The 16,823-nt window shown below is 61.8% G+C and carries 16 protein-coding genes; 9 read left to right on the top strand and 7 right to left on the bottom strand.

Annotated features, from left to right (window positions below; translation table 11 throughout):
* Window positions 1–8 precede the first annotated feature (8 nt).
* Both DXT74_RS17670 and DXT74_RS17665 read right to left on the bottom strand, forming a co-directional pair.
* The gene (locus DXT74_RS17670) at window positions 9–905 is read right to left on the bottom strand and encodes a polyprenyl synthetase family protein (protein ID WP_081548169.1); all 897 of its coding nucleotides are present in this window, start codon (window positions 903–905) and stop codon (window positions 9–11) included.
* Window positions 895–1,128: an exodeoxyribonuclease VII small subunit gene (locus DXT74_RS17665; RefSeq protein ID WP_019100400.1), complete on the bottom strand. Its 234-nt coding sequence runs from the start codon at window positions 1,126–1,128 to the stop codon at window positions 895–897. Before DXT74_RS17665 ends, DXT74_RS17670 begins: the two co-directional genes overlap by 11 nt.
* 256 nt (window positions 1,129–1,384) lie before the next feature.
* Here DXT74_RS17665 and DXT74_RS17660 point away from each other — a divergent pair, with 256 nt between their 5' ends.
* The 5 genes from DXT74_RS17660 to DXT74_RS17640 all read left to right on the top strand — a co-directional run bounded on the left by DXT74_RS17660 (window position 1,385) and on the right by DXT74_RS17640 (window position 8,029).
* Complete coding sequence (locus DXT74_RS17660; protein ID WP_043639872.1) at window positions 1,385–2,218, top strand: SDR family NAD(P)-dependent oxidoreductase; 834 nt, start codon at window positions 1,385–1,387, stop codon at window positions 2,216–2,218.
* 208 nt (window positions 2,219–2,426) lie between these two features.
* Window positions 2,427–4,232, top strand: a complete 1,806-nt coding sequence (locus DXT74_RS17655; RefSeq protein ID WP_194426623.1) for an ABC transporter substrate-binding protein — start codon at window positions 2,427–2,429, stop codon at window positions 4,230–4,232.
* Window positions 4,233–4,288: 56 nt separating this feature from the next.
* Window positions 4,289–5,230, top strand: coding sequence for an ABC transporter permease (locus DXT74_RS17650; RefSeq protein ID WP_043639860.1), 942 nt, complete (start codon window positions 4,289–4,291; stop codon window positions 5,228–5,230).
* Between the two features lie 16 nt (window positions 5,231–5,246).
* Window positions 5,247–6,311: an ABC transporter permease gene (locus DXT74_RS17645; RefSeq protein WP_043639856.1), complete on the top strand. Its 1,065-nt coding sequence runs from the start codon at window positions 5,247–5,249 to the stop codon at window positions 6,309–6,311.
* 17 nt (window positions 6,312–6,328) lie between these two features.
* Window positions 6,329–8,029: an ABC transporter ATP-binding protein gene (locus DXT74_RS17640; protein ID WP_194426622.1), complete on the top strand. Its 1,701-nt coding sequence runs from the start codon at window positions 6,329–6,331 to the stop codon at window positions 8,027–8,029.
* Between the two features lie 48 nt (window positions 8,030–8,077).
* Here the strand turns inward: DXT74_RS17640 and DXT74_RS17635 are convergent, their stop codons facing one another.
* Complete coding sequence (locus DXT74_RS17635; protein ID WP_194426621.1) at window positions 8,078–8,623, bottom strand: hypothetical protein; 546 nt, start codon at window positions 8,621–8,623, stop codon at window positions 8,078–8,080.
* A gap of 117 nt (window positions 8,624–8,740) precedes the next feature.
* Window positions 8,741–10,390, bottom strand: a complete 1,650-nt coding sequence (locus DXT74_RS17630) for a methyl-accepting chemotaxis protein (RefSeq protein WP_179140803.1) — start codon at window positions 10,388–10,390, stop codon at window positions 8,741–8,743.
* A gap of 433 nt (window positions 10,391–10,823) precedes the next feature.
* On the opposite strand from DXT74_RS17630, the gene DXT74_RS17625 reads away from it, so the two are divergent.
* From DXT74_RS17625 to DXT74_RS17610, 4 genes are all read left to right on the top strand, one after another.
* The gene (locus DXT74_RS17625; RefSeq protein ID WP_194426620.1) at window positions 10,824–11,450 is read left to right on the top strand and encodes a hypothetical protein; all 627 of its coding nucleotides are present in this window, start codon (window positions 10,824–10,826) and stop codon (window positions 11,448–11,450) included.
* Between the two features lie 83 nt (window positions 11,451–11,533).
* Window positions 11,534–11,998 carry an antitoxin Xre/MbcA/ParS toxin-binding domain-containing protein gene (locus tag DXT74_RS17620; protein WP_194426619.1) on the top strand — a complete coding sequence of 155 codons (465 nt, stop codon included), beginning with the start codon at window positions 11,534–11,536 and terminating at the stop codon, window positions 11,996–11,998.
* Window positions 11,995–12,435, top strand: coding sequence for an RES family NAD+ phosphorylase (locus DXT74_RS17615; RefSeq protein ID WP_194426618.1), 441 nt, complete (start codon window positions 11,995–11,997; stop codon window positions 12,433–12,435). Before DXT74_RS17620 ends, DXT74_RS17615 begins: the two co-directional genes overlap by 4 nt.
* A gap of 410 nt (window positions 12,436–12,845) precedes the next feature.
* Window positions 12,846–13,754 carry a hypothetical protein gene (locus tag DXT74_RS17610; RefSeq protein ID WP_196783785.1) on the top strand — a complete coding sequence of 303 codons (909 nt, stop codon included), beginning with the start codon at window positions 12,846–12,848 and terminating at the stop codon, window positions 13,752–13,754.
* Window positions 13,755–13,841: 87 nt separating this feature from the next.
* On the opposite strand, the gene DXT74_RS17605 is transcribed toward DXT74_RS17610, so the two are convergent.
* From DXT74_RS17605 to DXT74_RS17595, 3 genes are read right to left on the bottom strand one after another with little or no spacing between them, the layout of a single operon-like run.
* Window positions 13,842–14,681, bottom strand: coding sequence for an ABC transporter permease subunit (locus tag DXT74_RS17605; protein WP_194426617.1), 840 nt, complete (start codon window positions 14,679–14,681; stop codon window positions 13,842–13,844).
* On the bottom strand, window positions 14,678–15,586 hold the full coding sequence (locus tag DXT74_RS17600) for an ABC transporter permease subunit (protein WP_194426616.1): 909 nt from the start codon (window positions 15,584–15,586) through the stop codon (window positions 14,678–14,680). Before DXT74_RS17600 ends, DXT74_RS17605 begins: the two co-directional genes overlap by 4 nt.
* Complete coding sequence (locus DXT74_RS17595) at window positions 15,583–16,713, bottom strand: ABC transporter ATP-binding protein (protein WP_231138349.1); 1,131 nt, start codon at window positions 16,711–16,713, stop codon at window positions 15,583–15,585. The genes DXT74_RS17600 and DXT74_RS17595 overlap by 4 nt, the downstream gene beginning before the upstream one ends.
* Window positions 16,714–16,823: the final 110 nt, after the last annotated feature.

The following is a 16,823-nucleotide window of genomic DNA, read 5'->3' as shown; positions in this document are numbered from 1 at the left end:
TCTGCTTCTCAGAACGAGCGCGCGACGATGTAGTCGGCCAGTTCCTTCAATCGTTGGGCGGAATCGCCAAATCCTTCCAGCGCGGCAAACGCCTCGTCGCGCAAGTCGCGGGCAAACTGCTTGGCTTCGGACAGCCCCATCAGGCTGACGTAGGTGGGCTTGTCGTGGGCGGCGTCCTTGCCTGCGGTTTTGCCCAGCGTCGCGGTGTCCGCCTCGCAGTCCAGCACATCGTCCACCACCTGGAAGGCCAGGCCCATGCGCTTGGCGAACACGTCCAGACGGGCGGTTTCCTCCTCGCTCAACGGCCGGCCGGCCATGGCGCCCAGCAATACCGACGAGCGGATCAGCGCGCCGGTTTTCAGCAAATGCATGTATTCCAGTTCCGGCTGGTTCAGCGCCTTGCCCACGCTGGCCAAGTCTATGGCCTGGCCGCCGGCCATGCCGGCATGGCCGGCGGCGCGGGCCAGGGTGTGAACCATGGCGAGCTGAGCCGCGGGGGCCACGCCCGGCAGCGGCGCGCTCAGCGTATCGAAGGCATGGGTTTGCAGCGCGTCGCCCGCCAAAAGCGCGGTGGCTTCATCGTAAGCCACGTGACAAGTGGGCTTGCCGCGGCGCAGCACGTCGTCGTCCATACAGGGCATGTCGTCGTGCACCAGCGAATAGACGTGGACCATCTCCAGCGCGGCGCCGATGCGGGCCAGGTTGTCGGCCGAGGCGCCCACCAATTCGCCGGCGGCGAACACCAGCAGCGGGCGTACCCGCTTGCCGCCGCCCAGGCAGACGTAGCGCATCGCTTCGTGCAGTTTTTGCGGCGTGTGCTGATCGGAGGGCAGCAGGCGTTCCAGCGCACCTTCCACTTGCTGCTGGATCTCGGTCATCCAGGCCATGAAAGGTTTATTGGCCATTGGACAATTCCAGTGGTTTGAGTTCGTTGTTTTCGAGTATTTTCAGTTGCTGTTCCGCGTCGGCCAGTTTGGCCTGGCAGAACTTGATCAATTCTATGCCCTGCTTGTAGGAGCCGAGCGCCGTTTCCAGCGGCATGTCGCCGCTTTCCATCGCCTGGATGATGTCTTCCAGTTGGGCCAGTGCGGTTTCGAAACTGGCCGGCGCTTTGTTGGCTTTAGCCATGGCGTTTTCCTTATGGTGCTTTCGTGGTGGCCGCTCTGTGCGGGCTCCGTCGGTGTCGCGTGGGCGCAGGCGGCTCTTTAAGGCCGTCATTCTAGTCCAATTACCGGGTGCGGCGACAGAGGCGATTGAGCGCTTTTGGCAAGCAAGGATGCTGTTGGGATGATAGCGGCGCGGAAAGCGAGCGCGTCTAGCGGACAATTCCCCGTCGCCCGCATTTGAGGTAGGGTGTCGCCAATTGAAAACGACAGGGGCCAGCATGCATTCGCAACCAACCATTCTGATTACCGGCTGCTCCAGCGGCATCGGCTACCACACGGCCGTAATCCTGGCCCAGCGCGGCTGGCGCGTGATCGCCAGCTGCCGCGCCGCCGCCGACGTGGAGCGCTTGCGCAGCGAGGGCATGGCTTGCATCCGGCTGGACGTGGACGACGCCGATTCCATTCGCGAAGGACTGGCACAGGCGGTAGAGATGGCCGGCGGGCGACTGGACGCCTTGTTCAACAACGCCGGCTTCGGCCAGCCTGGCGCGGTGGAGGACATCAGCCGAGCGGCGATGCGCGAGCAGTTCGAGACCAATCTATTCGGCCCCTGGGAGCTGACCAACGCCGCGCTCAAAGTAATGCGAGCCCAGGGCCATGGCCGCATCGTGTTCAACAGTTCCATCCTCGGTTTCGCCGCCATGCGCTGGCGCGGCGCCTACAACGCCAGCAAGTTCGCGATGGAAGGCCTGTGCGACACCCTGCGCCATGAGCTGCATGGCACCAATATCCATGTCTCCCTGGTGGAGCCGGGGCCGATAGAAAGCCGTTTCCGCCCCAATGCGCTGGCGCGCTTCCTGAAAAACGTGGACATCGACGCCAGCCATCATAAAGAGGCCTACCAACAGCAACTGGCGCGGCTGAAGAAAGAGGGCCATGCCGCGCCGTTCACCCTGCCGGCCAGCGCGGTGGCGGAGGCGGTTCACCGCGCCATCACGGCGGCCAAGCCGGCGGCGCGCTACCGGGTCACCTTTCCTACCAAACTGTATTGGTGGCTGCGCCGCTTGCTGCCAACCCGTTGTTTTGACTGGGCCTTGCGCGCGGCGACTTGAGATGGACCCAAGTCCTTGGCTTAGCATGAGTTTTTCTATGCATAGATATGTTTTTTCTTTGATGCCATTTTGATAGTTTCTTGTTGATCTAGCCGGCGGATTCGCTTTACAGTCACGGCACTTGCTCATGGCATTTCCTCATGCTGGAGCAGGCATAACAATAGAGACGCCGGGTTTCCCGGCTCCGTGACACAAAGGAGTAAGCGAGATGAATCGCTGGAAATGGCTGCCCCCGCTGCTGGCGGGGGCGGGCCTATTCGCGTCCGCTCAGGCGGCCGATATGAACAAGACGCTACGGGTGACTTTCGTCGCGCCTGAGTCCGGTTTCGATCCGGCCAAAGTGTACGATGTCTACTCTTTGGGGGTGATCGACAATATCTTCGATACCTTGTATCGATACGACTATTTGGCGCGGCCGCTTGTCGTGACGCCGGCCACGGCCCAAGGTTTGCCTCAGGTATCCGCTGACGGAAAGGTGTTCACCATCAAGATCCGGCCCGGCATCTATTTTGCCGACGATCCCGTTTTTAAAGGCAAAAAGCGGGAACTGACCGCTATGGACTACGCCTATAGCTTCAAGCGATTTGCCGATCCGGTGGTGAACTCGCCCAGCCCGGCGGGCTTTACCGATTTCATCATCGGTTTGGAGGAAGCGGGAAAGCAGGCCCGCAAAACCGGGAAATTCAATTACGACGGTCCAATGGAAGGCATCCAGGTGTTGGACCGTTACACACTGCAATTGCGGTTGAAAAAGCCCAACTTCAATTTCATCAATACCCTGGCGGCCCAAAACGCCGGCGCGGTGGCGCGGGAGGCGATCGAGGCTTACGCCAAGGATACCAACTCGCATCCGGTGGGCACCGGCCCATATATGTTGAAAGACTGGAAGCCGGGCAACCGGATCATGCTGGAGGCTAATCCGGGATACCGCAAGGACGTGTTCAGCAGCGTTGCCGCCGCAGATCCGGCCAATGCCGAAATCATGCGAGATTTACAGGGCAAGACCCTGCCCATCGTGGGACGCATCGATATCAAGGTGTTGGAAGAGGAGCAGCCGCGCTGGCTGTCCTTCCTCAACAAGCAACTGGATGTGTCCGGCGTGCCCAAGTCCGCCATTCCCTCCACCGTGCACAGCAGCGAGGCCAACCCCTTCCAGGCCAGCCTCAATCCGATGCTGGCGCAGCGCGGCATCCGCTTGCACCACAATCTGGGCATGGATGTGACTTATGCCTTCTTCAATATGCGCGACCCGGTGGTGGGCGGCTACAGCAAGCAAAAGGTCGCCTTGCGCCGCGCCATCGGCATGGCCTATCCCAGCCAGGAAGTGATCAAGCTGCTGTATAGCGGCCAGGCTATCCAGTTGCAGAATCTGGTGCCCCTGAACATGGTGGGCAATGACCCGCACTTCCGTGGCGCGCCGGATTTCAACCCGGCGCTGGCCAATGCCTTGCTGGATCAGGCCGGTTACAAGATCGGTCCGGACGGCTACCGTCGCCAGCCCAACGGTCAGCCGCTGTTGATCACTCAGGCCACTCAGGGCAGTGCTTTCGACAAGCAGTTCAACCAGATATGGCAGAAGACTTTCGACAGCATCAGGCTGCGCGTCGTCTTCAAAGTGGCCAAGTGGAACGAAAACCTCAAGGCCTCTTATGCCGGAAAACTGCAAATGTGGACTTTAGGCGGGTCGGCGGCGACGCCGGACGGGGATGACTTCGTTTCGTCGTTATGGAGCGGTTTGATCGGCCAGGGCAGCAAGACGTTTTTCAGCCACCCGGATTATGACCGGGCCTACCTGGCATCCCAAATCCTGCCGAATGGTCCGGAGCGGGATAAGCAGTTTGATCGGATGAACCGGGTAGCGGCCGCTTATCAGCCGATGATTCCGGGGGTGACGCGCTTTAACAACATCGTCAGCCACGGGTACGTGAAAGGCGTGAAAGTGCATCCTATGTCGGTCGATGGCGTTGCCGGCTCCTGGCGCTATGTCGATATTGACCTGAGCCAGCGGCCTTGAGGCTTGGATTGACCTAAATGCGCCAGGTGGCGCGTTCCACCTGCTGGAGATTCCCGATGTTCAATTTCATCATTCGCCGAATCTGGCAGATGGTGCCGACGATGTTCGGCGTCATGCTGCTGGTGTTCGTGCTGTTCAACTGGGTGGGCGGAGACCCCACCTACATCCTGGCGGGCAAGCGCCTGACGCCCGAAATGCTGCTGAATATCCGTGCCCAGCTGGGCCTGGATAAAAGCCTGCCGGAGCAGTTCTGGCTCTTCGTCAAGCAAGTGGCCGCTTTCGACTTTGGCACTTCCTGGTCCACCCAGCAATCGGTCTCCGCCACGCTGGCCTCGCGCATCGGCCCCTCGCTGACGCTGACCGGCACCTTGCTGGTGTTTGAGCTGCTGACCGCGCTGCCCATCGCCATCGTCGTGGCTTACTACCGCGGCACGCTGACCGACCGCATGGTGACCCTGATCTGCACTGTGGCCATGTCCATCAGTTCGCTGGCCTACATCATCGTCGGCCAGTACTTGCTGGCTTTCAAACTGGACTGGTTTCCGGTGATGGGGTGGGACGACGGCAGCCTACTGCGCAGCCTGCTGATCTACGTGCCGCTGCCGCTGATCCTGGGCATGCTGGTGTCGCTGGCGCCCAATGTGCGTTTTTACCGCAGCTTTGTGGTGGAAGAGCTGGGCCACGACTACGTGCGCACCGCGCGCGCCAAGGGCCTGTCGGAAAAAACCGTGCTATTCAAGCACGTGCTGCGCAACGCGCTGATCCCGGTGGTCACCGCGGTAATGATGTCCTTGCCCTTCCTGGTGCTGGGTTCGATGCTGCTGGAGCGCTTTTTCGGCATTCCCGGCATGGGCAATGAACTGCTGATGGCGGTGGACAAGAGCGATTTCCCGGTGATCAAAGCCATCACCGTGACCATCGCCGCCGCCGCCATGGTGTTCAACCTGCTGGCCGACATCATCTACAAGTGGATCGATCCACGCGTGCAACTCAAGTAAGCGCGGAGCACAAAACATGACAACATTGCAAAACACCGCCGGCGCCGCGCCGGCCGCCCCCTCGCGCAGCCTGTGGGCGCTGGGCTGGCAACGCTTGAAGCGCGACCGCATCGGCTTCGTTTCGCTCTGGGTAGTGGTGGCTTTCATGCTGCTGGCGGCCGCCGGCTGGCTCAACCTGGCCGGCCGCGGCTGGAACGACGAAATCGCCGCTTCCTACGCGCCGCCCACACTGTTGCTGGAACAATACCGCCAGCAGGACACCACAGCCGCCGCCGGAGGCCCTTCCACTGCCATTGTGCCCACCGAACGGCTGAAGCCGTCGGAAGACCCCATCCACGATTGGCTGGAAGCCGCGCGTCCCCACGCGGCCCAATATGCCAAGCCTGAGGTGAAAAAAGTGGAGTCGCTGCCCTTCGGCGCGGACCAGCGCGGCCGAGATATTCTGGACAAAGTGATCAAGGGCACCGCCACCTCGCTGCTGGTGGGCTTCTTCGGCGCGCTGTTGTCCATCCTGATCGGCACCTCGCTGGGCGCGGTGGCCGGTTACTTCGGCCGCAAGGTGGACGACTTCCTGATGTGGTTTTACAGCGTGTTCACCTCGGTGCCGGACATGCTCTTGCTGCTCGCCTTCGCCGCCGTGGCCGGGCGCGGCATCGCCACCGTCATTCTGGTGCTGTCGCTGACCAGTTGGACCGGCACCTTCCGCCTGGTGCGCGCGGAGTTCATCAAGAACCGCTCGCGCGAATACGTGCAGGCGGCGGACGCCATCGGCGCCAGCCACAGCCGCCGCATGTTCATACACATCCTGCCCAATGTCTCCCACCTGCTGCTGGTGCAGTTCTCCCTCTTGATGGTGGGCCTGATCAAGTACGAAGTGATCCTGTCCTTCCTCGGCTTCGGCGTGGACGTGCGCCAAGTCAGCTGGGGCTCCATGCTGGCGGAAGTGCCGGAAGAGCTGTTGCAAGGCTATTGGTGGCAACTGGCCATGGTAGTGGTGTTCATGTCCACCTTGGTGACCGCTTTCAGCATGTTGACCGATGCGCTGCGCGACGCGCTGGACCCGCGCGCGGCGGCGAAGTGAGTGGGGGAGAACAGACTATGACCCAAAACCAGACCCTGCTGTCGGTGCGCAACCTCAAAGTGGCGTTCCGCCAGGAGAACGGCGGCGAATTCCAGGCGCTCAAGGGCGTCAGCTTCGACATCCCGGCCAAGCGCACCGTGGCGCTGGTGGGCGAATCCGGCTCCGGCAAATCGGTGACCTCGATGGCCATCATGCGGCTGCTGTCGCCGCAGCACGCGCACATCGCCCCGGACAGCCAGATCCTGCTGCAAGGGCGGGATCTGCTCAAGGCCAGCGGCGCCGAGATGCGCGCGCTGCGCGGCAAAGACATTGCGATGATCTTCCAGGAACCGATGAGCTCGCTGAACCCGGTGTTCAGCGTGGGCGAGCAGATCATGGAAGCCCTGATGCTGCACGCCAAGCTGAGCCGCCGCGCCGCGCGCCGGCGCGCGATCGAACTCTTGCGCGAAGTGGGCCTGCCGGAACCGGAAAGCAAGGTGGACAGCTACCCGCACCAGCTATCCGGCGGCCAGCAGCAGCGGGTGATGATCGCGATGGCGATCGCCTGCGAACCCAAGCTGCTGATTGCCGACGAACCCACCACCGCGCTGGACGTGACCATCCAGAAGCAGATCCTGCAACTGATCGCGGACTTGCAGAAGAAGCACGGCATGGCGGTGCTGTTCATCACCCACGACCTGGGCGTGGTGGGCGAGTTCGCCGACGAAGTCATCGTCATGCGTCATGGCGAAATCCGCGAGCAGGGCAATGTGCAGCAAATCTTCGACGCGCCGCAGGACGCCTACACGAAGGCGCTGCTGGCCTGCCGGCCGCACCTGGACCGGCGGCCGCAGCGGCTGGCGGTGATCGACGACTTCCTGCAACCGGGCGGCTACGTGGAACCGCCGCAGCGCGAGCGCGGCTACCGGGCGGACGACGACATCATCCTGGACGTGCGGGGCCTCAGCAAATCCTTCGACGTGCGCGAAGGCTTGTTCGGCAAACGCCAGTTCCACGCGGTCAAGGACGTGTCCTTCAAACTGGCCAAGGGCAAAACCCTGGGCATCGTCGGCGAATCCGGCTCCGGCAAGACCACCGTCGGCCTGACCCTGGTGCGGCTGCACCAGGCCAGCGGCGGCCAGGCGTTCTTCCACGGCCAGGACCTGCTGGGCATGGACGCCAAGGCCTTCCACGCCTACAAACGCCGCATCCAGATCATCTTCCAGAACCCCTACGCCTCGCTGAACCCGCGCTTCACGGTGGAGCAGATCCTGAGCGAACCGATGCAGCTGCACGGCATCGGCCGCGACGGCGGCGAACGGCGCCAGCTGGCGCAAACCCTGCTGGACAAGGTGGGGATGCCGGCGGGGGCCTTGCAGAAATATCCGCACGAATTCTCGGGCGGTCAGCGCCAGCGCATCGCCATCGCGCGCTGCCTGACCTTGAAACCGGAAGTGCTGATCTGCGACGAATCGGTGTCGGCGCTGGACGTGTCGGTGCAGGCGCAAGTGCTGAACCTGCTGCAAGACCTGCAGGACGAATACGGCCTGTCCTATCTGTTCATCTCGCACGACCTGGCGGTGGTGAAACACATCTCGGACCAAGTGATGGTGATGAACAAGGGGGAAGTGGTGGAGCAGGCGGACGCGGACCAGATCTACCGCGAGCCGCGGGAGAGCTATACCCGGAAGCTGTTGGAGTCCATTCCGCAGGGCTGGGTGGGGATGGCGCCGGCTTGAGAGTCGGCGCGCCTTGGATACGAAACCGCCGGGAAACCGGCGGTTTTTTTATTGTCCGGCCAGTGCGCGGAAACCGTAATGCAGCAGCGCGTAAGCGCCCAACAGGGCACAGGCCAGCGCGCCGTAAGCCAGCGCCGAGCGCCCGGCGTGGCTCAAATCCGTGCTGCTGGGCAGGCAGCCGTCCCAGCACTGCGCCGCCAGAAAGCCCAGGCCGGCCGCCGCCGGGCTCAGCCACGGCCAGCGGGCCGCCAGCGCCAGCAGGCCCCAGCCCAGCGGCAGCAACAGCAAGGGCGCGATGCCGATGGGCAGCGCGTTCCACCACGTCAGCCGGGTGAAACCCACCTGGCCCAGCGTCAGCTGCCGGCCGTTGCGGCGCGGCCACACGCTGAAGCGGCTGGGCCGCGCCCGCAGCAGCCAGCCCACCAGAAAATGGCAGAGCTCGTGCAAGGCCGTGCCCGGCAGCGACAGCGCCACATAAGGCCAGAACCAGGCGCGTCTGCGCAGTTGCCGGCTCAACAGCAGGAACAGCGCCGGCCATAGCAGCACGGCGGGGGAGGAGACGAACGGCGCGTACAGCGGCTCGAGGACGGACATGTAGGGAAGAGGGCGGGCGAAAACCCGGATTGTGGCATGAGGACGCGGCCGGACCAAGCCGGACGCGCCCTCACGCTTGAGAAGCTAGACCTTGAACAAGTTCTGACGCTTTTTATCTCAATCCGCGCGGAAGCGGTTAATGGCCGCATCCAGTCCATGAGCCAGGCCGGACAGCTGCTGCGCCATGGCGGAGGACTCCTCCACCGACAAGCCGTTTTCCGTGCCCATATTGGCGATGCGCTCCACATTCTTGGCGGCGTCGTTGCTGGCCGTGCTCTGTTCGCGCATCGCCTCGGCGATCTCGCTGGTTTTCTCGAGTAGGCGCGTGGACAGCATGCGGATCTGCGCCAGGCGTTCGGACAAGGTGCCGCTCAGCGCCACGCCGGCTTCCACCCGCTCGGTGGCTTCGCGCATGCTGGCTACCGCGGTGGTGGTGTCGCCTTGCACTGCCTTGATTTTCTCGGAGATTTCGCCGGTGGCTTGCGCGGTGCGTTCCGCCAGCTTGCGCACCTCGTCCGCCACCACCGCGAAGCCGCGGCCGGTTTCGCCTGCGCGCGCTGCTTCAATCGCCGCGTTCAAGGCCAGCAGATTGGTCTGTTCCGCGATGTCGTGAATCACGTCCACGATGTTGCCGATCTCATCGGAGCGCTGGTTCAGGCCAATGATGATGGTTTCTGAGCGGCTGATCACGCTGGCGATCTCGGACATCTGCTGCGCGGCCTGGCCGGCCACCTCGCTGCCGCTCACCGCTTCGTTCATGCTGCTCTTGGCTTCGCCGGCCATTTCCACCGCATGCTCGGCCACCAGATTGATGCTCACCGTCATCTCCTCCACCGCGGCGGCGGTGGACGAAGACGCGTCGGTTTGCACCTGGGACGCCTCCGCGATGCGCTTGGATACGCCGGACAGCGCGTGGGCGGTGTCGTTCACCTGCTTGGCGTCCTCGCGGGTCTGCTGCAGGAAGGCGCGCAGATTGCCCAGCAGCTGCGCCAGCGCGCGGCCGGTTTCGCTGACTTCGTCGCGGCCGGTCTGATCCACCGACACCGTCAGGTCGTTTTTCTCCGCCGCATGGCGCATAGTCTGCTGCATGGCTTGCAAGGGGCGGGTGATGGAGCGGACGATGGCGAAGGCCAGGGCGACGCCCACCACCAGGGCGAGGCCCAGGATGGTCAGCATCATATTGCGGGTGTTTTTCATGCTGACCGCCAGCGCGTCCTCGGCGGATTGCGCCGAGTCGTCGGCCAGCTTGCTCAGGCTGTTGAGCGCGTCGCGCGCCTCATAGAGCTTGGGCTTGAACGGCGTGATGCCGGCGTCGCCCACATTGGCCCGGTTGATTTCGCCGCTGGCGATCTTCTGGTACAACCCGTTCATGCCTTGCTCATAGCCGGAGATGCCGGCCAGCATGCTGTCGAAGGTTTTTTGGTGATCCGCCGCCATCGCCATGGACTTGGCGGCGCCGGCCTGATTCTTGAACTCGGCGATGTGCTTGTCCAGCAATTGTTTGTTGGTCTGGATGCTTTGGTCCGAGTTGTCCGGGTTGCCGATGCTGATGAAGATGTTCTTCTCATCCTGGCGGATGTGCAGCATGCTGCTTTGCATGGCGTTCATCTGGTAGCGGAACGCGATTTTCTGGTCAAACAGCGAGGTCAGCTCGCCGTCCATCTGGTTCAGCGACCACCAGCCGGACCCCCCCACCAAAGCCACTGCAAACAGCAAGCTGCCTGCCAGCGCGGCGATGCGCTGCCCGATAGTGAATTGACTTAACATAATGCCCCCCATTGGTGCCGGTATTCGTCTTTTTCATAGCAAACGCCTGTGAACTGGCGATTGCGTCAAGGTGTGAAGGCGCAGCGCTTCGTGCTGGCATGGACTCCAGCTGGGGCCGGGACTCTGGAATATCAGGAATGGGCCCACAGGCCGGAACGACGGAGTGTTTCAATGCCAGCGCCTCTCCTCGTGACGAAGTGGAAGCGTGCGTCTTCATTGAATAGGCGCAATCATAATTCACGTCGCGTGATAGTCCTAATGGTTATTTTTGCATCGCAAAGCGGCAATATAGGGTGTATGCCCAGGCGGACGGCTCAGGGGGAGTTCCAAGGCCAGGTAAAGGAGCTGGCATGAGTTGTTTTCATGCCTTTGGCAATGTAAACGCCATAATGTCTGTGTTAGAGTTTTCAAATGTCAAAACAATACTGACGAGATGAAGACATCCTTTCCGCATCAGTCGTTGCGCTCAAGGCAAGGACTGAACCAAGCCGGCGGCCCGCTTGTGGCCAGCCGACGTTATGCGATGGCTGGCATTGTGTTGGCTGCGCTGAGTCTGAGCGGCGCGGCGTGCGCCGCGGACAACGAGCAAGTGGTGGGCGAAGGAGGCCGCCTGCTGCGTTACAGTTCCACCCAGGTGCGCGTGGAGTTGGACGCCGCCGAAACCGCCTCTTATCACCAGGCCCGGGACTTTTACTGGCGCGGCGTTACCGTGGCGCAAGCGCTGCGCGCCGGCGGCAAGGCGCTGGCTGCGATGGGCTACGGCCGGCTGGAGGAAGACGCGGACTTTTCCCTGTTGCGCGCCGAGCGCCATGAAAAGCTGGTCAGCACCAGTCGGGAAGTTCTGCGCGGCCTGCTGAAAATGAAAATGGGCCTGCCCGGCAAACCGGATCACCAAACCCTGGAAGCGCTGATTACCCTGCGGCCGGCCGTCGGCGGACAGGGTGTCTGGTTGAGAGCCCGCTTCCAGCGCACCATTTGGGACAGCAATGGCGACTCCCGCAGCAAGCAAGTCAGTGAACCTGAGCTCTACCGCGACTTTTTCGCAAGGCTGAGCGGTTAATCGTCGCCGCTCGCGGCGCTCCTTGTCTTGCTTCGGCAAAATGCTGATAATTAATTGGCAAATTGCCAAATCAAGGAGGGGCCATGAAAGCGCTGCAAGTCTTCGTACCGGAAACACCGGTCCCGCCCATGGTGGAACACAATCTGTTGCAGGAACTCAGCGTGTTGGTGGGGCAGGAAATACGCAACGATTTCGATGTGGCCAAAGTGGTGGAACTGGGCGTGGACACCGGCATGCTGGAACGCCTGGTGGACGCCGGCCTCAGCCGCGGCGAACTGGAGTTCGTCATCCCGCCACGCACCCTGTCCCATCGCATCAAGAAGGGACAGACGCTGAACACCGAGGAGTCCGAACGGGGCGTGCGTGTGGCCAAGCTGCTGTTGTTGGCGGAAGAGCTGTTCGGTGATAAGGACGCCGCCGCCCAATGGCTACGCAAGCCGCTGCATCGTTTTGAGGGCAAATCGCCGCTGGACATGGCCCATACCGAGCCCGGCGCGCGGCTGGTGGAACAGTTGATTGCCCAAGCCAACGAAGGCTACGCCGCGTGATTGTCTGGCGCATCAGTCGTTACGCCGACCTCAACGGGCTGGGCGGGTTGCGCTGGCCCGGGCGTTGGCACCCCGCCGGCCAGCCCATCGTCTACTTGGCGGATCACCCGGCCAGCGCCATGCTGGAAGCGCTGGTGCATCTGGAGGTGGCCAGCCTGCCGGCCACCTTCACCCTGCTTCAAGTGGAGTTGCCGGACCGCCTGGCGCAAGTGCTGGACCAGGCCAGCTTGCCTGCTGACTGGACCTTGCAACCCGCGCTCACCCAGAGCCTGGGCCGCCATTGGTTGCAACGCCAGGCTTCCGCCGCGCTGCAAGTGCCCAGCGCGGTGGCCCCCAATGCCCACAACTACCTGCTCAATCCCCTCCATCCCGACGCCAGCGCCTGCCGGATACTCAGCGTGCGGGACGTGCCTTGGGATGTGCGCCTGAGGTCTTGATTAAGCCCCCTGATTCGTCGCCCGGCGCCTGTGCATTCCCGGTGCTCAAAGGCTTTCGCCCTACTTCACTCTGGCTCGCGAAATCTTAAGTTTGTTCATGGAAACAATCGTAAACAAACTCTTGGCGCAAACCGGCCATGCCGCGCTTTTGCGCGCAGGGTATGGCGAGTAGAGTCGCAGAACGTGTTTACGGTCTCGCAAGCTAGAGCGAGACAAGGCGAAAGCGGCTGAGCAAGCGGAGTGTATTACATGATACGTGAGCAGTTCGAAGCAGTTTTCAACGCCCCTTTCTATCCATCCCGCTGACGCGCGGCAGATCGTAAACAGGTTTTGAAAAACTAGCCAAGGGCTCATGCAAGCCCAGGCCGTCGGGGCAATTCAATCCACTTAATTAGTATGCGAGGAATGCAATGACAGTCTGGATCAAATGGGGTGGCAAAGCAGCTGCTGCTGCGTTGCTGCTCTGTACCGTCTCGGCGGCATGGGCGGACGCCGTCCGCAAGGATATTCTCCCCGCGGACACCGATGGCGGGATTGTGGCGGATAGCGGGCCGCACATCGTTTTTTCGGCGGAGAAGGGCGGGCGCGAGCCGTTGCTGGTCTTCCTGCCTGGAACCGGCGGCGAAACCACGCGAACGGCGACAAACGAGCAAGCCTTCATCGACACCGCGCTGGCCCAGGGCTACCGCTTCATCATCCTGTCCTATATCGATACGCCGGCTGTCTCTCAGGTCTGTACCCGGCCGGTGTTGGCGGCTAATCCAGACTGCGCGGAGCAATTGCGTCAGAAGCGCGCCTTTGGAGAAAACACCACCTCGCTGATCAAGGACAAGCCCAAGGACGCCATTGTCCATAGACTGGCCGCTCTGCTGCGTTATCTGTCCAAAACCGATCCCAAAGGCCGTTGGGAACAGTATCTGGACAAGCAAGCCATAGACTGGAGCAAAATCGTGCTGTCCGGGCAGTCCCAAGGCGGCGGCATGGCCGCCTACATCGCCAAGCGCGTGGTCGTCAGAGGCGTGATCGATTTTTCCGGCGGCTGGGACATGCGCGCCAACAACCGCATCGCCTCCTGGTATGCCGCCCCCGGCGCCACGCCGCCGGACAGGTTGTTCGGCACCTATCACGTGCAGGAAAACTTTGCCCCAGTCATCCGCCTCTCCTACAACGCCATGCGCATCCCGGCGGACCACCAGTTCGCGCTGAACAAACCAATACGCCGCCCCAATGCCGACAATCCTGGACATGGCGAAGGCGCCAGCAATCCGGTGTATCGGGAACTGTGGCAGGAGATGTTGGAAGAGCTTAAGCGGGGATAGAGATAGGGGGCAGGCGGGGCTGGCCGCATAAGAAAGCCATGTTGTTTAGAGCGCCATCCTCGCCTGCTTGATTGACCGAGTACGTTGTCAATCTTGTGCAAAAGCCATGCGCATTTCTTTGGCGCGGCGGCGTTCCTGTGCCCTCATCAGCCGATTGGCTGCCACCACGCCCACGGTCACTAGTGTGATGAAGACCGTAGCCAGCGCGTTCATTTCCGGATTCAGGCCGAGGCGCACGCGTGAGAAGATCACCATCGGCAGGGTAGTCGAACCGGGCCCGGACAAAAACGCCGACGTGATCAGATCATCCAGCGACAAGGTAAATGACAGTAAGCAGCCGGACACCAGCGCTTGAGAGATCAGCGGCAGGGTGATGACGAAGAAGGTCTTGAACGGAGTGGCGCCCAGGCCCATCGCCGCCTCTTCCAGCGACAGACTCAGCTCCCGCACTCGGGACTGCACGATGATCGCGACGTAGGACACGCACAGCACGGTGTGACCGATCCAGATGGTGGTCAGCCCTCGGCCTTGCGGCCAGCCCACCCAGTTCTCCAGATTGACGAACAGCAGCAGGATAGAGATGCCGATGATCACCTCCGGCATCACCAGCGGCGCGCTGATCATGCCGGCGAACAATGGAAACAGGCGGAAGCGGCCGAAGCGAGCCAGCACATAGCCGGCCACGGTGCCGATCACCACGGAAGAACTGGCGGTCAGCAGGGCGATCTTCAAGCTCAGCCAGGCAGATCTCAGCAGTTCTTCGTCGTCCAGCAGCGCGGCGTACCACTTGGTGGAGAAGCCGGACCAGATGGTGACCAGCTTGGATTCGTTGAACGAGTAGATCACCAGCAGTACGATGGGCAGGTACAGGAAGGCGTAACCCAGTCCAAGCACGGTATACGACAGCGGTTTGCTCGGCTTGATCATGGTTTATCCCCTTCCATCTCTTTCAGCTGGTAGTGCTGGAACAAGGCCATCGGCACCAGCAAGAGCAGCACCATCGCGCAGGTCACCGTCGCCGCCATCGGCCAATCCATATTGTTGAAGAACTCGCCCCACATCACGCGGCCTATCATCAGCGTATCGGAGCCGCCCAGCAGTTCCGGAATCACGTACTCGCCCACCGCCGGAATGAACACCAAAAGGCTGCCGGCGATGATGCCGTTCTTGGATAGCGGCAAGGTCACTTGAACGAAGGCCTTCCACGGCTTGGCGCCCAAGTCGTAGGCTGCCTCCAGCTGGAGCAGATCCATCTTCACCAAGTGGGCGTACAGCGGCATGATCATGAACGGCAGGTAGGAGAACACCATGCCGATGTAGACCGCCCAGTTGGTGTGGTAGAGGCACAGCGGCTCATGGATCACGCCCAGCCACATCAGGAAGTTGTTGAGGAAACCGTCGTTTTTCAGGATGCCGATCCACGCGTACACGCGGACCAGGTAGGACGTCCAGAACGGCAGCATCACCATCATCATCAGAGTGTTGCGCATGCTCGCGTCCGCCCGCGCCATGTAATAGGCCATCGGGTAGCCAATCAGCAGGCAGAGCAGGGTGGACGCCGCCGCCATCTTGACCGAGGACAGGTAAGTGGCCAGATACAGATCGTCGTGCAACATGAACACGTAGTGGTCCAGGTTGAGTTGGATCTGCAAGATGTTGTCCTGCATCTCAAACAGCGAGGTGTACGGCGGCACGCCAATCCGCTGCTGGGCGAAGCTGATGCAGAGCACCAGCATGAACGGAACCAGAAAGAACAGCGTCAGAAACACAAAGGGGATGGCGATCACCCCAGTGCGGCCCGAAGGCCGCCAGCGTTGGGTCGGCTTTTTCATTTGGTCAGCACCAAGGCGCTGGTTTCGGCCCAGCTGACGAACACTTCGTCATCGTAGGACGGAGCGTCGTCCCGTATCAGGGCCAGGCTCGGCACGTTGGCGATCACCACCTTGCCGTTTTCCAGGGTGACGTGGAACAGCGTGTAGCTGCCCATGTAGGCCAGGTTGGAAACCGTGCCCCGCGCCCAGTTGCATTGCTGCTCCGGCTTGGCGCGGGTGACGTTGATGCGTTCCGGGCGCACCGATACGCTCACGTCCATGCCAAGCGGGCCGGTGATGCCGTGGCTGACGAACAGCCGGGTTTTGAGGTCCGGGGCCTCGATAAACACGTGGTCGACTTCATCTTCCACCACCTTGCCGTTGAACAGGTTGGTGGAGCCGATGAACTCGGCGGTAAAGCGGCTGTTTGGGTATTCGTACACCTCATGCGGGGTGCCGATCTGGATGATCGCGCCTTCGCTCATCACCGCCAGGCGGTTGGCCATGGTCATGGCTTCTTCTTGATCGTGCGTCACCATCACGCAGGTGACGTCCACCTTATCCAGGATATTGACCAGTTCCATCTGAGTGGCTTGGCGGATTTGCTTGTCCAGCGCGGACATGGGTTCATCCAGCAGCAGCAGTTTCGGGCGCTTGACCAGCGAGCGGGCCAGGGCCACGCGCTGTTGCTGGCCGCCGGACAGCTGGTGCGGCTTGCGCTTGGCGAACTTGCGCATCTGCACCAGTTCGAGCACGGCGTCTACACGGTCGCGGATCTCGTTCTTGGGCAGGCCTTCCTGCTTGAGGCCGAAGGCGACGTTGCCTTCCACCGACATGTGCGGGAACAGGGCGTAGGACTGGAACATCATGTTGACCGGGCGCCGGTAAGGCGGGATTTTTGCCAAGTCGTCGCCATCGATCAGCACGCGGCCGGAGGTGGGCTGTTCGAAGCCGGCCAGCATGCGCAACAGCGTCGATTTGCCGCAGCCCGAACTGCCCAGCAGAGCGAAGAGCTCGTTTTTGGCCACGCTGAGGTTGACATGATTGACCGCAGTCGCGTCGCCGAACTTCTTTACGACGTCGATGATTTGAACGAAATCCGCCTTCGATGCCTGGATGGCTTCCTTCTCTCGATGACTCATGGGCATGATCATGATCTTTTCTCCTCTCTTTAATAGAAATAAGAGCCGCTAACAAAACCTCGCAGAGAACCTGAGCCAAGGCGCGCCGACGCAGGCAGTACAAGTCGTATGACAAG

This window comes from Chromobacterium sp. Rain0013, from assembly GCF_015291765.1.
In the GTDB taxonomy this organism is placed as follows: domain Bacteria; phylum Pseudomonadota; class Gammaproteobacteria; order Burkholderiales; family Chromobacteriaceae; genus Chromobacterium; species Chromobacterium haemolyticum.
The sequence above is the reverse complement of the archived record's forward strand: the minus strand, read 5'-3'. Positions and strand labels throughout refer to the sequence as shown.

Coding starts and splice junctions, on each gene's coding strand:
- DXT74_RS17670 (WP_081548169.1), bottom strand. CDS start 905: ATGGCCAATAAACCTTTCATGGCCTGGATGACCGAGATCCAGCAGCAA.
- DXT74_RS17665 (WP_019100400.1), bottom strand. CDS start 1,128: ATGGCTAAAGCCAACAAAGCGCCGGCCAGTTTCGAAACCGCACTGGCC.
- DXT74_RS17660 (WP_043639872.1), top strand. CDS start 1,385: ATGCATTCGCAACCAACCATTCTGATTACCGGCTGCTCCAGCGGCATC.
- DXT74_RS17655 (WP_194426623.1), top strand. CDS start 2,427: ATGAATCGCTGGAAATGGCTGCCCCCGCTGCTGGCGGGGGCGGGCCTA.
- DXT74_RS17650 (WP_043639860.1), top strand. CDS start 4,289: ATGTTCAATTTCATCATTCGCCGAATCTGGCAGATGGTGCCGACGATG.
- DXT74_RS17645 (WP_043639856.1), top strand. CDS start 5,247: ATGACAACATTGCAAAACACCGCCGGCGCCGCGCCGGCCGCCCCCTCG.
- DXT74_RS17640 (WP_194426622.1), top strand. CDS start 6,329: ATGACCCAAAACCAGACCCTGCTGTCGGTGCGCAACCTCAAAGTGGCG.
- DXT74_RS17635 (WP_194426621.1), bottom strand. CDS start 8,623: ATGTCCGTCCTCGAGCCGCTGTACGCGCCGTTCGTCTCCTCCCCCGCC.
- DXT74_RS17630 (WP_179140803.1), bottom strand. CDS start 10,390: ATGTTAAGTCAATTCACTATCGGGCAGCGCATCGCCGCGCTGGCAGGC.
- DXT74_RS17625 (WP_194426620.1), top strand. CDS start 10,824: ATGAAGACATCCTTTCCGCATCAGTCGTTGCGCTCAAGGCAAGGACTG.
- DXT74_RS17620 (WP_194426619.1), top strand. CDS start 11,534: ATGAAAGCGCTGCAAGTCTTCGTACCGGAAACACCGGTCCCGCCCATG.
- DXT74_RS17610 (WP_196783785.1), top strand. CDS start 12,846: ATGACAGTCTGGATCAAATGGGGTGGCAAAGCAGCTGCTGCTGCGTTG.
- DXT74_RS17605 (WP_194426617.1), bottom strand. CDS start 14,681: ATGATCAAGCCGAGCAAACCGCTGTCGTATACCGTGCTTGGACTGGGT.
- DXT74_RS17600 (WP_194426616.1), bottom strand. CDS start 15,586: ATGAAAAAGCCGACCCAACGCTGGCGGCCTTCGGGCCGCACTGGGGTG.
- DXT74_RS17595 (WP_231138349.1), bottom strand. CDS start 16,713: ATGCCCATGAGTCATCGAGAGAAGGAAGCCATCCAGGCATCGAAGGCG.